The organism is Delftia sp., assembly GCF_059499305.1.
Window position 1 is genome coordinate 45,296 of the sequence record NZ_JCABYI010000008.1, and the last position, 14,682, is coordinate 59,977.

Annotated in this window: 13 protein-coding genes; 4 read left to right on the plus strand and 9 right to left on the minus strand. The window is 65.5% G+C overall.

Annotated elements, in window-relative coordinates; genetic code table 11:
• Window positions 1-11 precede the first annotated feature (11 nt).
• Window positions 12-941, plus strand: coding sequence for a dihydrodipicolinate synthase family protein (locus AC5I49_RS05775; protein ID WP_495788974.1), 930 nt, complete (start codon window positions 12-14; stop codon window positions 939-941).
• 22 nt (window positions 942-963) lie between these two features.
• Here the strand turns inward: AC5I49_RS05775 and AC5I49_RS05780 are convergent, their stop codons facing one another.
• Both AC5I49_RS05780 and AC5I49_RS05785 read right to left on the minus strand, forming a co-directional pair.
• Window positions 964-2,262 (minus strand): hypothetical protein, encoded by a 1,299-nt coding sequence (locus AC5I49_RS05780; protein WP_495788975.1) that lies wholly within the window; start codon window positions 2,260-2,262, stop codon window positions 964-966.
• Entirely contained in the window at window positions 2,259-3,260 is a 1,002-nt protein-coding gene (locus tag AC5I49_RS05785; protein WP_046238152.1) for a Bug family tripartite tricarboxylate transporter substrate binding protein, read from the minus strand. Before AC5I49_RS05785 ends, AC5I49_RS05780 begins: the two co-directional genes overlap by 4 nt.
• Window positions 3,261-3,411: 151 nt before the next feature.
• On the opposite strand from AC5I49_RS05785, the gene AC5I49_RS05790 reads away from it, so the two are divergent.
• Window positions 3,412-4,323: a LysR family transcriptional regulator gene (locus AC5I49_RS05790; RefSeq protein ID WP_495788976.1), complete on the plus strand. Its 912-nt coding sequence runs from the start codon at window positions 3,412-3,414 to the stop codon at window positions 4,321-4,323.
• 51 nt (window positions 4,324-4,374) lie between these two features.
• On the plus strand, window positions 4,375-5,094 hold the full coding sequence (locus tag AC5I49_RS05795) for a Crp/Fnr family transcriptional regulator (protein ID WP_016451304.1): 720 nt from the start codon (window positions 4,375-4,377) through the stop codon (window positions 5,092-5,094).
• 35 nt (window positions 5,095-5,129) lie between these two features.
• Here AC5I49_RS05795 and AC5I49_RS05800 read toward each other — a convergent pair whose 3' ends face one another.
• Window positions 5,130-6,401 carry an amidohydrolase family protein gene (locus tag AC5I49_RS05800; RefSeq protein WP_016451303.1) on the minus strand — a complete coding sequence of 424 codons (1,272 nt, stop codon included), beginning with the start codon at window positions 6,399-6,401 and terminating at the stop codon, window positions 5,130-5,132.
• Window positions 6,402-6,501: 100 nt separating this feature from the next.
• Window positions 6,502-7,587 (minus strand): fimbrial protein, encoded by a 1,086-nt coding sequence (locus AC5I49_RS05805; protein ID WP_495788977.1) that lies wholly within the window; start codon window positions 7,585-7,587, stop codon window positions 6,502-6,504.
• Window positions 7,588-7,888: 301 nt separating this feature from the next.
• Here AC5I49_RS05805 and xth point away from each other — a divergent pair, with 301 nt between their 5' ends.
• Window positions 7,889-8,665: an exodeoxyribonuclease III gene (gene xth / locus AC5I49_RS05810; RefSeq protein ID WP_495788978.1), complete on the plus strand. Its 777-nt coding sequence runs from the start codon at window positions 7,889-7,891 to the stop codon at window positions 8,663-8,665.
• A gap of 15 nt (window positions 8,666-8,680) precedes the next feature.
• Here xth and AC5I49_RS05815 read toward each other — a convergent pair whose 3' ends face one another.
• The 5 genes from AC5I49_RS05815 to glnA form a co-directional block, all read right to left on the minus strand.
• Window positions 8,681-9,493: a hypothetical protein gene (locus AC5I49_RS05815; RefSeq protein ID WP_254787853.1), complete on the minus strand. Its 813-nt coding sequence runs from the start codon at window positions 9,491-9,493 to the stop codon at window positions 8,681-8,683.
• Window positions 9,494-9,636: 143 nt separating this feature from the next.
• Window positions 9,637-11,205 (minus strand): nitrogen regulation protein NR(I), encoded by a 1,569-nt coding sequence (gene ntrC / locus AC5I49_RS05820; protein ID WP_016451298.1) that lies wholly within the window; start codon window positions 11,203-11,205, stop codon window positions 9,637-9,639.
• A 45-nt stretch (window positions 11,206-11,250) separates the two neighbouring features.
• Window positions 11,251-12,327 carry a nitrogen regulation protein NR(II) gene (gene glnL, locus AC5I49_RS05825; RefSeq protein ID WP_016447543.1) on the minus strand — a complete coding sequence of 359 codons (1,077 nt, stop codon included), beginning with the start codon at window positions 12,325-12,327 and terminating at the stop codon, window positions 11,251-11,253.
• Between the two features lie 30 nt (window positions 12,328-12,357).
• Window positions 12,358-12,861 carry a hypothetical protein gene (locus tag AC5I49_RS05830; RefSeq protein WP_017404153.1) on the minus strand — a complete coding sequence of 168 codons (504 nt, stop codon included), beginning with the start codon at window positions 12,859-12,861 and terminating at the stop codon, window positions 12,358-12,360.
• Window positions 12,862-13,041: 180 nt separating this feature from the next.
• Window positions 13,042-14,457: a type I glutamate--ammonia ligase gene (gene glnA, locus AC5I49_RS05835; protein ID WP_016447544.1), complete on the minus strand. Its 1,416-nt coding sequence runs from the start codon at window positions 14,455-14,457 to the stop codon at window positions 13,042-13,044.
• Between the last annotated feature and the right edge of the window lie 225 nt (window positions 14,458-14,682).

Below are 14,682 nucleotides of genomic sequence, written 5' to 3' on the forward strand. Positions count from 1 at the left end.
GGGAGCACGCCATGCCCGGAATTTCTCGGCCGCGCTACAGCGGCATCTTCCCCGTGGTACCCACCACCTTCCACGAGGACGGCACGCTCGACCTGGCCAGCCAGAGGCGCTGCCTGGACTTCATGATCGACTCGGGCGTGGACGGCCTGTGCATCCTGGCCAACTTCTCCGAGCAGTTCCTGCTGGCCGATGACGAGCGCGAGGTCCTCACGCGCACGGCGCTGGAACATGTGGCGGGCCGCGTGCCCGTGATCGTCACCACCACGCACACCTCATCGCGCGTGTGCGCCGAGCGAAGCCGCCGCGCGCAGGACATGGGTGCGGCCATGGTGATGGTCATGCCGCCCTACCACGGCGCCACCTTCCGCTTCGGCGAGCCCCAGATCCAGGGCTTCTTCCAGGCCGTGTCCGATGCCATCGCCATTCCCATCATGGTGCAGGACGCGCCGGCCGCAGGCACGCCGCTGTCCCCCGCCTTCCTCGCGCGCATGGCCCGCGAGATCGAGCAGGTCTGCTACTTCAAGATGGAAACCGCAGGCGCCGCCGGCAAGCTGCGCGAACTCATCGCCCTGGGCGGCGAGGCCATCGAAGGCCCCTGGGACGGCGAGGAAGCCATCACCCTGCTGGCCGACCTGGAGGCCGGCGCCACGGGCTCCATGACGGGCGGCGGCTTTGCCGACGGCATACGCCCCATCATCGAAGCCCACAGAAACGGCGACCCCGACACCGCATTCGCCCTCTACCAGCGCTGGCTGCCCCTGATCAACCACGAAAACCGCCAGGCCGGCTTCCTGGCCGCCAAGGCGCTGATGAAGGCCGGCGGCGTGATCGCCTGCGACGCGCCGCGCGCGCCCTGGCCGCCCATGCACCCCGAGGTGCGCCGCCAGTTGCTGGACATTGCACGGCGGCTCGATCCGCTGGTGCTGCGCTGGGGGCACTGAGGTTCCAAGGCCCCGCAAATAGCTATCTCGGGGCCTCCACGATCCCCGACACATCCAGCACATACATCTGCCGCTGGTGCTCGTGCACGGAGTCGATGCAGACCTGGCGCCCGTCACGGCTCCAGCGCGGGTGCAGGTCGCAGCGGTTTTCCTTGCTGAGATCGGGAGAGGCGTAGAAGCAGCCCAGGTCGTGGCGCTCGCCCGTGTGCATGTCGTACAGGAAAAGGAAGCGCTCGTGCGTTCGGTCGTCGGGATAGGTGTCGCTGAGCAGCCAGCGCGTGTCCACGGGCGAGAAGCTCATGTGGCCGTTCTCCACCAGCACGCCTGCGCCCACCACCTGCACGTCACCGCCGTCCACATCGTCATAGAGGTGATAGTGGATCTCCCCGGCATGCGGGCCCCACACAATGATGTGGCTGTCGTCCTGCCACAGCGGATGCGAGATCTGGTATTCGGACTTTTCGTAGTCGAACGTGCCCACGGCCATCGGGTCGAAGTCGTCGGCCAGCTGGGGCAGCGGATGGTCCGAGCATTCGAGCAGGCGCATGTCGGACCCATCAGGCGCCATGGTGATGAGGCGGTGCAGAAAGCAGGTTTCGTCCTTGACGCGTTCGGTCCAGCGGTGCAGGAAAAGAATGCGCGAGGAAGACGGGTTGACCTCGATATGGCTGACCCAGTGGATGGCCTTGTCCATCGATGTGCGGTGATGAAATGCCTTGAGGCGCGCATAGCTGGCCAGCAGCCTTGCCTCGCCCGTCGCGACCTCCATGCGCCAGATGCCGTCTTCCTCGGGCGCCAGGGGCAAGGCGAAGGGACCACCCTCTTCGCTGTAGCCAATGGTTTCGTGCGTGATGTAAAGGCGCCGGTAGTCCACGCACAGCGCCCAGGCACTGCTGGGCGCCACCACATAGACGGGCATGGGCAGGGTGCGCCGCGCGCCGCTGTCCACATCGATGACCACGGAGCCGAAGCCCGGATAGCGCCCCCCGGAATCTGCCGTCCTGTCGTTGTGGATCAGCTGGCGGCCCGCCAGCCCGTCCAGCCACTGCAGCTGGCTGCCCATCTGCCAGTTCCAGGCGCCGGTCTCGCCCACGGCGTGGAAGCGGTCGCCGTTTTCGGTATCGAAGTAGCCGATGGACGCCCGCGCCTGGGGCGTGAGGTACTGGTCCATCCACGGCGTTTGCTGCGCCAGCACCAGGCGATTGCTGCGGTCCCAGCTGGACTTGTTGTAGTAGCCGAAAAAGTGGTGCTGGCGGCCATCGCCCAGGCGGCGGCAGGGGACGAAGGATGCGGGGGTGTTCGAAGTCATGGAGCGTTTCATTGGGCGGAGATGTGGCCTTCGGCGATCACGCGGTCCCAGCGCTGCTTTTCGCGGGCAACGAAGGATTGCGCCTCAGGCAGGCTGTTGGCGACGGCGCTCATGCCCTGCTCTTGCAGGCCCTTGCGGAACTCGGGCGTGGCCACGACCTTTCGGATGTCGTCATTGAGCTTTTTGACGATGGCCTCGGGCACCTTGGAGGAGACGGCCACCGTGGTCCAGGAGGTGGCCACAAAGTCTTTGAGCCCGGACTCGGCCGCCGTGGGCACGTCCGGCAGGGCCGGCAGTCGCTGGCTGCCCGTGACGGCCAGCGCCTTGAGCTTGCCGCCGCGTATGTGCGACAGCACCGTGGGCGGGTTCTCGAACATGAGCTGGATCTGGCCGCCCAGCAGGTCGTTGATCGCGGCCGAGCTGCCGCGATAAGGCACGTGCACGATGGGCGCGCCCGCCTGCAGCTTGTACAGCTCACCCATCATGTGCACCGACGAGCCCACGCCGGCCGAGCCGAAGTTGACCGTGCCAGGCGCCTTTTTGGCCAGCGCCGTCAGCTCGGCCAGGTTGCTGGCGGCAAGGCTGGGCGTGGCCACCACCACATGCGGCATCTCGGCCAGCACGGTCACCACGCGCAGATCCTTTGCGGGGTCATAGGCCAGCTTGCCGTACACGCCATAGGCGGCATGCAGGCCGATGGAGCCCACCATCAGCGTGTAGCCGTCGGCCGGCTGATCGGCCACATATCGGCCTCCCAGATGACCGCCCGCGCCGGGTTTGTTTTCCACCACCACCGGCTGGCCCCAGAGCCGGCTCAGGCGGTCGGCCAGCATGCGTGCCTGCACGTCGGAGCTGCCGCCTGCAGTGAACGGCACGATGATGCGCAGCTGGCGCCCCGGCTGGGGAAAGCCATCCTGCGCGATGGCGGCGACTGGTGCCGTGCCAGCCAACGAGGCGGAGATGGCCACAGCGAGCATGGCGGCTTTGCGGCCTGCGCTTGTCTTGATCATGGAATCCTTTCGATGGCGCTGCTGCGCCTGGGCAAACGATGCAATGAGGCCAGTGTAGAAAGCGGGGCATCTTTGGAAAAATGCATTTTTCCGTGGCCTCTATACAGAAAAGATATACATTGCCAGCCACCCCGAGCAGGACCGAACCGCCATGTCCAGACCCCTGAGCTCCCGAGAGATCGAGGCCTTCCGCGCCGTCATGCAGACCGGCACCACCACGGCCGCCGCGCGGCTGCTGCACACCACGCAGCCTTCGGTCAGCCGGCTGCTGGCCCAGATGCAGGCGGCCGCAGGGCTCAAGCTGTTCGACATGCACAAGGGCCGCCTGCGCCCCACGGCCGAGGCCGTGGAACTGTTCGCCACCGTGCAGCAGCATTTCCTGGGGCGCGAGCGCATAGAGCGCGACCTGGCCGCACTGCGCCAGTCCGGCGCCGGCACGCTGCGCATAGGCTGCACGCCGGCCCTGGGCCTGAGCGTGATCCCGGCCGTGGTGCGCAGCTTCGCGCAGCGCTACCCGGGCACCCACATCAGCCTGCAGACCCTGGGCTCCACGCCCTTGCGCGAGGGCCTGCTGCATGGCCACTTCGACCTGGTGGTCAGCACCATGGCGCTGAGCACGCCCGAGCTGGACGCCACCGTGCTGCACCGCAGCCGCGCCGTCTGCGTCATGCACCCGGACCATGCATTGGCCACGCGCACACGGCTGCATGTGCGCGACCTGCAGGGCCAGCTGCTGCTGACGCTCAACGCCGATGACGACATCTACCTGCAACTGCGCCACACCATGCAGGAACACGGAATAGAAGCCGGCTCCACCATGGAGACCACCTACTCCTCCACCATCTGCACCCTGGCCGCCCAAGGGCTGGGGCTGGGCGTGGTCAACCCCTACGTGGCCTCGGTGTTCGCGCGCGACCTGCGTGTGCTGCCACTGCTGCCAGCCTGCGCGGTGGAGGTGGTGCTGGCCCTGCCGCCCCAATACGCCCCCACCGAAAGGGCCGACTGCTTCGTGCAGTTGCTGCGCGAGCAATTGCACGCCTATCCGCAGGCCCGCACGCCCTAAAATTGCGGCCGATTGGAGACAAGCGGTTTGCAAACGAGTACCCACGAGCCCATGCTCACCCCCGCCGAGCGCGAGGCCATCAATTCCGGCCAGTGGTTCTGCAGCCTCTCGCCCTCGCTGCGCCATGACATCCTGCGCCAGACCACGGTCCGGCGGCTCAAGGACGGGGCACTGATCTATGCACGCGGCGATGTGCCGCACAGGTGGTATGCCTGTGCGCAGGGCGCCGTGCGCATGAGCTCGACCAGCCTGTCGGGTCGGCAGACCACGCTGGCCTATGTGGAGCCGGGCGCCTGGTTCGGCGCCATGTCCACCTTTCTTGACGAGCCGCGCACGCGCGATGCCTATGCCCACGGCGACACCACGCTGCTGTGCGTGGACAAGGAGAGCTTCCACGCCATCCTGGCCACGCATGTGGAGTTCTACGACGCCCTGCTGCGCCTGCAGGCCCACCGCATACGCCAGACCTACGGGCTGGTGGAAGACCTCAACACCCTGCCCCTGCGCGCACGCCTGGCCAAGCAGCTGCTGCACCTGTCGCGCAGCTACGGCACACAGGTGCTGGACGACCCGCGCGAGCTGCGCATAGGCCTGCAACTGGTGCAGGAGGAGCTGGCCCAGTTGCTGGGCGCCTCGCGCCAGCGCGTGAACCAGGAGCTCAAGCGCATGGAGCGCGACGCCTGCATTCGCGTGGAAGCCCAGGGCCTGGTGGTGAGGGACCTGGTGGCCCTGCAGACCATCGTGCGCGAGGCCAGCTTGGCCGGCGCCTGAGGCCGGCGCCAGCGCGCCGGCGGTTCAGCGCCGGTTCAGCGCCGCCAGTCGATTCTTGCCGGGCGGCCCGGCAGATGCAGCGCAGCCGTTGCAGCAGGCGCCTCGGCCAGCAACCGGCCCTTGCGGAACACCTTCAGGCGCGTGGCGCGCAGCCGTATCGCCTCGGCCGCATCGCGCGCCTGCAGCAGCACGAAGCTGGCATCGCAGCCGGCCTCGATGCCATAGCCGTCCAGGTGCATCACACGCGCCGCGCGCGTGGTCACGGCGTCGAAGCAGTCGCGCATGCCGTCCTGGCCGGTCATCTGCGCCACATGCAGGCCCATGTGGGCGACCTCCAGCATGTCGCCCGAGCCCATGCCGTACCACGGGTCCATCACGCAGTCATGGCCGAAGGCCACGTTGACGCCTGCGGCCAGCAGCTCGGGCACGCGCGTCATGCCGCGGCGCTTGGGATAGCTGTCCTGGCGGCCCTGCAGCGTGATGTTGATCAGCGGATTGGCAATCACGGCCACGCCGCTTTCGGCGATCAGCGGCAGCAGCTTGCTCACGTAGTAGTTGTCCATGCTGTGCATGGAGGTGCAGTGCGAGCCCGTGACGCGGCCCTGCAGGCCCAGGCGCTGCGCCTCGAAGGCCAGGGTTTCGATGTGGCGCGACAGCGGGTCGTCGGACTCGTCGCAGTGCATGTCCACCAGCAGGCCGCGCTCGGCCGCCAGCTCGCACAGCAGCCTGACGCTGTCGGCACCCTCGGCCATGGTGCGCTCGAAGTGGGGAATGCCACCCACCACGTCCACGCCCTTGTCCAGCGCCCGCCGCAGGTTGGCGACGCCGCCGGGCGAGCGCAGCACGCCGTCCTGCGGAAACGCCACCAGCTGCAGGTCGATATAGGGAGCCACCTGGCGCTTGACCTCCAGCAACGCATCGACGGCCAGCAGGCGGGCATCGCTGGTATCCACATGGCTGCGGATGGCCTGCAGCCCCTTGGCCGCCGCCCAGTCGCAATACTCCAGCGCGCGCGAGATCAGCGCCTCGGCCGTGAGCAGCGGCTTGAGCTCGCCCCACAGCGCTATGCCCTCCAGCAGCGTGCCGCTGCGGTTGACGCGCGGCAGGCCGTGGCTCAGCGTGGCATCCATGTGGAAATGCGGATCGACGAAGGGAGGCGACACCAGCTGGTGCTGTGCATCGACCACCTGGTGGGCAGGCGCTGAAAGGCCCGCCGCGACCTCGACGATGCGCCCGCCCTGCACGGCGATGGACATGTCCTGGCGGCCGTCGGGCAGCGTGGCGTGAATGACGAGTAGATCAAGCATCTGCGTATTCTGCGGGCATGGCCGCGCACCCGCAGACTTGCCTGACCACGCTGAATGGCCTGGCAGCGGTCAGACCGAAAGCGCAAGGGATCAGGGGGAACTACTGGTAGCTGATGGTGAAGGTCGCCGCCGCATTGGCACTGCCTATGGTCACGTTCTCTCCGGTCTTGACATAGCGCGCCGTCAGCGGGATATCCAACCGCTCCTGCCCGTAGGCAACAGACCCTGCAAACCATTGATTCCTGTTGCCGGCGGCATTGGAGTCCGGGCCAAAGCCCAGTATCTGGTCATCCTTGCGGATCTGCACACCCACACCTTTTGCCACCGAGGTTTTGGACAGGGTCAAAACATTCCCGATATTTGCAGGATTTTCCACGTCCGTCAGCGTGACATAGGCGTTGGTCAACGAACCTGGGATGCCGCCCTTGCACAACAACGAGATGAGGAAGGAGCGGGGAGCACCGGTGGAGCCGATTGAGGTGAGTTTTTGAGCGACAGTCTGGGCCATGCGCACGGGCTCCGGCGCCTGTGGGGTACAAGTGGGCACCCTGGGCCGGAGGACGACGGGCGAGGAAAAGCTGTATTGAGCGAGAATCTGGCCAGATGCATCAGTCGCGCGTTCATACAGGAAATCGCTGTCCAGCACGCCACCTGCAGTGATATCGCCATCTGCGGTCTTGATCAACTCAACTTTGACATCGGAAAATTGATATGCAAAAGATCCGGGGTGATCGGAATGCTCCGAAGTACTTACAGGCGCAGCACCATGTATAGTCGAAACCCTCATTCCAATACCCTCGACTGTCGTCGGGTATATATTATTGACTGGTGTAGATTTACCTACGCTATAGCCCATGACCCGTTGCTTACAATTCATCAATCTCTTGCCAACCCCATTACTCAGTACCGCCACAGCGGCTTTTGAGTAAATCACCGTGTTCTTGGCCACAGTGGGATTGAATTCTGGGGGATTGAAATTACTGAACACATACTTGTAATAGCCTGCCCCATCACTTGTATCTTTAATTTCGCATTGGGACCATGCGGAGGTGGCCATCATTGCCAAAATAAATATCATGACAGCCTTGTTTATTCTGCAAAAAGCACCTGCGAATATATGCATTTTGAATACCTCCGGATAATAAAAAATTCCAAGGCCGCATTTCCTTGGTAAATTTTCAATCATAGGGACCTTTCATCCGAGATGAAATCAGATCAATCTGATTCAAGGTCTGCCCGGTGCCATGAAGGTCGTGGCGAGGCAGGTCCCATCACGTCAACGGCCCCGCATGCCGATACGCTGGCCGAAGCCAGGGCTGACAGCCGCGCTGCCGAATCGCCTGAAAAACACCCAAGCGCAATCGCGCATCAAAATAGGGGCTGACTGCTGCGGCAAGGGCATGATTTTTCGGGTGAACAGGCTGGCAACCACCACAAGAGCAGCCATCGAAAAATCACGCAACCATTTGATTTAATTGGATTTATTTATGCAAATCGCCACCTGGAACGTCAACTCCCTGTCCGTGCGCCTGCCGCAGGTGCTGGCCTGGCTGCAGGCCAATCCTGTCGATGCGCTGGCGCTGCAGGAGCTCAAGCTCACCGACGACAAGTTTCCGCTGCAGGCGCTGCTGGAAGCCGGCTACCACGCGGTCAGCCATGGACAGAAGACCTACAACGGCGTGGCCTGGCTGACGCGCACGCCGGTGCACGACGTGGTGCGCAATATCCCGGGCCTGGATGACGAGCAGGCCCGCATCATTGCCGCCACCCTCGATGCCGAAGGCGGCCCGGTGCGCCTGATCAACGGCTACTTCGTCAATGGGCAGGCGCCGGGCACCGACAAGTTCGCCTACAAGATGCGCTGGCTTCAGGCGCTGCAGGACTGGGTGAAAAGCGAGATGGCAGCCCATCCGCGCCTGGTGCTGGTGGGCGACTTCAACGTGGCCCCCGAGGACCGCGACTCCTACGATCCCATCGGCCTGAAGGACACGATCCACCACACGGTGGAAGAGCGCACGCATTTCCAGGCGCTGCTGCAGCTGGGCCTGACCGATGCCTTCCGCATGTTCGACCAGCCCGAGAAAAGCTATTCGTGGTGGGACTACCGGATGCTGGGTTTCCAGAAGAACCGGGGCCTGCGCATCGACCACATCCTGGTCAGCGAGGCCTTGCGTCCCAGCGTCACCGCCTGCATCGTGGACCGCGCGCCGCGCAAGAACCCTCAGCCCAGCGACCATGCGCCGGTCGTCGTGACATTGGGCTAGGCTTTCAGACTTGCGCTACAGCATGTAGCAGCGCAGCCAGTGGATGGCCTCGATATGGCCGCGCAGCATCAGGGACTGGCGGTGGAGAATCTCGCTGAGCGCCCTGGGCAGGCGTGCCTGCTCGGCGGCTTCATAGGCGCTCAGCCATTGCTGCTGGCAGGACTCTGCCTGGTCCAGCACGTAGTCCGCGCCCTCTTCCCTGCCCAGCAGCCCGTCCCAGAAGGCGTTGCGACGCAGCGCGGCACGGCTGTCGCGCACGGGCAGCACCACGCCGCCGTTGGCGTCGATGGCGCGTTCCAGGTCATCGACCAGGACCTGGCTGGCATTGAAGTGGCGCGCCAGTACCTGGCCTATCAGTCCCTGGGGCATGGGATCCATGCATTCGCCCAACCGGACATGGGCCTGGCGACCCAGGGCCAGCACGGCATTGAGCAGCGCCGTGGTCTGCAGTTCCAGCGTGGAAGCCGCAGGCTGTGCGGGCGTGCGCCGGCGCGCCTGCAGCCAGGAGGCCTCCACGGCCTCACGCACCTGGTTCCAGTGCAGCAGGCTGCCGCCCCGTTCCTGCTCCCAGCGTTCTTCCAGCCGGGCTTCTGCGGACTCGAAATCCTGCTGCGCGTGTTCCGGCGACAGGGAAGCCTTCCAGCCCAGTGCATAGGCGGGCCGGTATTGGTCGTAGCCGCGCCCCGGCACGAAGTACGGCTCCAGGAAATAGCGGTCATGCCAGTACGCATCGACCGGCTCGCCGAGCTTGCGCGGTGTCGATGGGTACATCACGCCCGGGCGGGCGGGTTTGGCCTTTTGCCAGAGGTTGGAGAGGACTGTGGGCACGATAGGTCGGGACGTAGGCCGTTCCAGCGAAGAGGACTCCATTGTCCCAAGCCCGGGCGGCCCGGCCCGTCAGCACCCCGGGCGCCGGCCTGTAGGAGCCGGACCCTTGCCAAGGCAAGGGCCCGGCCGCCCGCCGGCTTGCCTTACTCGAAGGCGTCCTCGTCCATGCCCAGCTCCTGCAGCTTGCGGGTGATGGTGTTGCGGCCTATGCCCAGGCGCTGGGCGGCCTCGACCCGGCGGCCGTGGGTGACGGCCAGGGCCGAGCGGATCAACTGCGCCTCGAAGCGGCGGGACAGCTGGTCCCAGACCTCGCCATGCCCCTGGGCCTGGGTGTGCTCCAGCAGCTGGCGCGCCTGCTGCCCCAGCAGATGCACCCAGTCCAGGTCGGACGTGGCCAGCCCCCCGTCATGCGGCTGGGCCAGCGACGGGGCTGGCATGGCGATGCGGCCCACTCCCTCTTCCGCCACGGCCGGCGCATGCGACAGCACCACCGGTGCGGGCACGCCGGCATTGCCGCCGCCCACGGGTGGCGCTGCCTCGCCCAGCACCTCGGGAGGCAGGTCCTTGACCGAGATGACCTGGGCTGGCGCCATGACGGTCAGCCAGTGGCAGATGTTCTCCAGCTGGCGCACGTTGCCGGGAAAGGCGAACGACTGCAGCCGCTGCATGGCATCGACCCCCATGCGCTTGGGCTCCACGCCCAGCTGCCGCGCGCTTTGCTGCAGGAAGTGGCGTGCCAGCATGGGCACGTCTTCGTTGCGCTCGCGCAGCGCGGGCAGGCGCAGGCGGATGACGTTGAGACGGTGGAACAGATCCTCGCGGAAGGCGCCGTTGCGCACGCGCTGCTCCAGGTCCTGGTGGGTGGCGGCGATGACGCGCACATGTGCCTTGACGGCCTGGTGGCCGCCCACGCGGTAGAAATGCCCGTCCGACAGCACACGCAGCAGGCGCGTCTGCAGGTCGAAAGGCATGTCGCCGATTTCATCGAGAAAGAGCGTGCCGCCCTCGGCCTGCTCGAAGCGGCCGCGCCGCTGGGTCTGTGCGCCCGTGAAGGCGCCGCGCTCGTGGCCGAACAGCTCGGACTCCAGCAGGTCCTTGGGGATGGCGGCGGTGTTGATGGCCACGAAGGGGCCGCCCGCCACGGGCGAGTGCTTGTGCAGCGCGCGCGCCACCAGTTCCTTGCCCGAGCCCGACTCGCCCGTGACCAGCACCGTGACCTGGCTCTGGCTGAGCCGGCCGATGGCGCGGAACACGTCCTGCATGGCAGGCGCCTGGCCCAGCATCTCGGCCTGCAGCGGGGCCTGTGCCTCGGCCACGTCCTCGCGCAGGCTTTCCTCGACCGCGCGGCGGATGAGTTCCACCGCCTTGGGCAGGTCGAAGGGTTTGGGCAGGTACTCGAAGGCTCCGCGCTGGAAGGCCGAGACGGCACTGTCCAGGTCGGAGTACGCGGTCATGATGATGACGGGCAGGCCGGGCTGCTGGGCGCGGATCTGCTCGAGCAGTTCCAGGCCGGAGCCGCCGGGCATGCGGATATCGCTGACCAGCACCTGTGGTGGCTGGCGCGCCGGGTCGCTGGCATCGACATCGGACAGTGCCGTGAGCACGTCGCGCGCCTGAACGAAGCTGCGCGTTGCCCAGCCTTCCCGGCCCAGTGCCTTTTCCAGCACGAAGCGGATGGAAGGGTCATCATCCACGATCCAGATCGGTTTCATTGGTGGTGCTTCCTTCCCTTGTTGCAGTGTTGACTTCCGTGGGCCTCAAGGCAGGGGAATGAGGATGCGGAAATCCGTGCGGCCCGGCTGGCTTTCACATTCGATCAGCCCCTGGTGGCGCTGCACGAAGGTCTGCGCCAGCGTCAGCCCCAGTCCCGAACCGCCATCCCTTCCCGATACCAGCGGATAGAAGATCCGCTCCTTGATGGCATCGGGAACGCCTGGCCCGTTGTCGATCACATGCAATTCCAATGCCAACCGGTAGCGTTGGCGACCAAAAGTTACCTGGCGCGCCACACGGGTTCTCAAAATGATCTCGGCATCGCCGGCCGCGATGCGTTCGTGCAAGGCCTGCGCCGCGTTCTGGACGATGTTGAGCACGGCCTGGATCAGCTGTGCGCTGTCGCCCCGGAACTCGGGAATGGAGATGTCGTAGTCGCGCGTAATGGTCAGCCCTGCAGGATGCTCGACCAGCACCAGCGAACGCACGCGCTCGCAGACTTCGTGGATGTTGACGTCACCGACCTCGTGCGGATGGCGGTGCGGCGCCAGCAGCCGGTCGACCAGCGCCTGCAGACGGTCGGCCTCGTGGATGATGACTTCGGTGTACTCGCGCAGCTCGGGCGCGTCCAGATCCATCTGCAGCAGCTGGGCCGCGCCACGGATGCCGCCCAGCGGGTTCTTGATCTCGTGGGCCAGGTTGCGGATCAGCTCCTTGTGCGCCTGGGCCTGCTCGCGCAAACGCTCCTCGCGGTCCTGGCGGGCCTGCTGCTCCAGCGGCCAGAACTCCACCAGCACATGGCCGGGCCGCTCGGCCAGGGAAACCGTGACGTGCACAGGAAGCGCATCGCCCCCCACGCGGTGCAGGCTGGCCTCGAAGCGCAGGGCGGCGAAGTCGTTGTCCTGGGCGCCGCGCAAGGCCTTGTCCAGCAAGGCCGGCTCGGTGAAGCAGGCAGCCAGCTCGCTGCCTTCGAGCATGCGGCGCGACAGGCCCAATGCGTTCTCAAGGGCCGCGTTGGCGAAAAGCACGGCGCCTTGCTCGTCGAGCACGGTCATCAGCGTGCACAGCAGATCAAGCGCCTGATAGGAGGCCGGGGGCGCCGGCCGGTCGTCCTGGATCATGGCCGGGCTCGCATGGGCCGCTCGGGCCCGTCAGTTCTTGGGAAGTCGATCCAGTTCGCGGCGGATGCCGGCGACATCGCCTTCCTGCCGCGAGATGCTGCTCTTGAGCTGCTCGACACGTTCCAGATAGCCCTGGGGATTGCGCAACTCCAATGCGGTGCGCTGGGGATTGCCATCGTTGTACTCCTGACGCAGCTGTGTCAGCTTCTCCTGGGCGCGGGCCAGCTCGCTTTCGAGGATGGTCCGCGCATCGGAGTCGCGGGCCTTCTGGGCGCTGCTGTTGACCTTGGCCGGAGCGGGCGATCCTGCCGCAGGAGCGGCGGAGGTGCGCGGTGCCTGGCCGCCGCCCGAGGCCGCCGGCTTGCTGCCGCCATGGATCACCGTCACATGCCCGCCGTCCACCGGCTTGCAGTCCTTGGCCTTGGCCTGGCTGACGTTGTTGGTGTACTCGTTGCCGCAGCGGTAGATCACGTCCTGGGACCAGGCTCCTGCCGACAGCAGCGGCAGCAGCAGCGACACAAACAGTTTCTTCATTCCATTCCCTCGGGTAGCCAGATCGGAAGGGCCCGGCTTGTCCGGGCAAGTATCGCTCCATCTTCCGGGCTGGACGTCATTTCTTGAGCGGGACAACCCCTTTTGGTTCCACGCCCAGCATACCCAGGTCCTGGCCGAAAGCAAAAAAGGCGGCTTGCGCCGCCTTTTTGCCGACCCGCCTTACAGCGAGAAGTACATGTCGTACTCGACCGGGTGCACGGCCTGACGGTAACGGGTCACTTCGCCCATCTTCAGCTCGATGTAGGCATCGAGCATGCTGTCCGAGAACACGCCGCCCTTGGTCAGGAACGAACGGTCTGCGTCCAGTGCTTCCAGGGCCTGGTCCAGGCTGTGGCAGACCGTGGGCACCAGCTTGTCCTCTTCCGGGGGCAGGTGGTACAGATCCTTGGTCGCGGCTTCGCCGGGATGGATCTTGTTTTCCACGCCGTCCAGACCCGCCATCAGCAGGGCCGAGAAGCCCAGGTAGGGGTTCATCAGCGGATCGGGGAAGCGTGCCTCGACGCGGCGGCCCTTGGGGTTGGCCACGTAGGGGATGCGGATCGATGCCGAGCGGTTCTTGGCCGAGTAGGCCAGCTTGACCGGAGCCTCGAAGCCGGGCACCAGGCGCTTGTAGCTGTTGGTGCCGGGGTTGGTGATGGCGTTCAGGGCACGGGCGTGCTTGATGATGCCGCCGATGTAGTACAGCGCGAAGTCGGACAGGCCGGCATAGCCGTCACCTGCGAACAGGTTCTTGCCATCCTTCCAGACGGACTGGTGCACGTGCATGCCGGAGCCGTTGTCGCCCGGATAGGGCTTGGGCATGAAGGTGGCGGTCTTGCCGTAGGTGTTGGCCACGTTCCAGATCACGTACTTCATGACCTGTGTCCAGTCGGCGCGCTCCACCAGGGTCGAGAACTTGGTGCCGATCTCGTTCTGGCCGGCGCCAGCCACTTCGTGGTGGAACACTTCGACGGGAATGCCCAGCTGCTCGAGCAGCAGCACCATCTCGGCGCGCAGGTCCTGTGTGCTGTCCACAGGCGGCACGGGGAAGTAGCCGCCCTTGTTGCGCGGACGGTGGCCACGGTTGCCGGACTCGAACTTGGCGCCGGAATTCCAGGGGGCTTCGTACTCTTCGATTTCGTAGAAGGTGCTGCCGGGTTCGGTGTTCCAGCGCACGCCGTCGAAGATGAAGAATTCAGGTTCGGGACCGAAGTAGGCGGTATCGCCCAGGCCCGAGGCCTTCAGATAGGCTTCGGCACGCTTGGCCACCGAGCGGGGATCGCGGTCGTAGGCCTTGCCATCGCCGGGTTCGATCACATCGCACTGCAGGAACAGCGTGGTCTCTTCAAAGAAGGGGTCGATGTTCGCGGTGGCGGGATCGGGCATCAGTTGCATGTCCGATGCTTCAATGCCCTTCCAGCCTGCCACCGACGAGCCGTCGAAGGCGTGGCCCGAGGTGAACTTGTCTTCGTCGAAGTGCGACACCGGCACCGTGACGTGCTGCTCCTTGCCACGGGTGTCCGTAAAACGAAGGTCCACGAATTTGACCTCGTTCTCCTTCACCATGTTCAACACGTCTGCAACGGTCTTTGCCATCAGATCTCTCCTGCCAATCTGGCTGATCAAAAAAGATAAATACTCTTAAGCAGTTTGCGTGCCAGGCTGCATCCATTGAGTGCATGCCCGCAGACTGGCACCTGCTTGGCGCGCCAGCCCCGTGATTCTGCCGCCTTGCGTGGGCGTTGTGGATGACATTGCAGCCTGGCCCGGCCCGAGTGACCACTCACCAAATCGGTGCAGATTTGGATGAAGGGCCGTAAA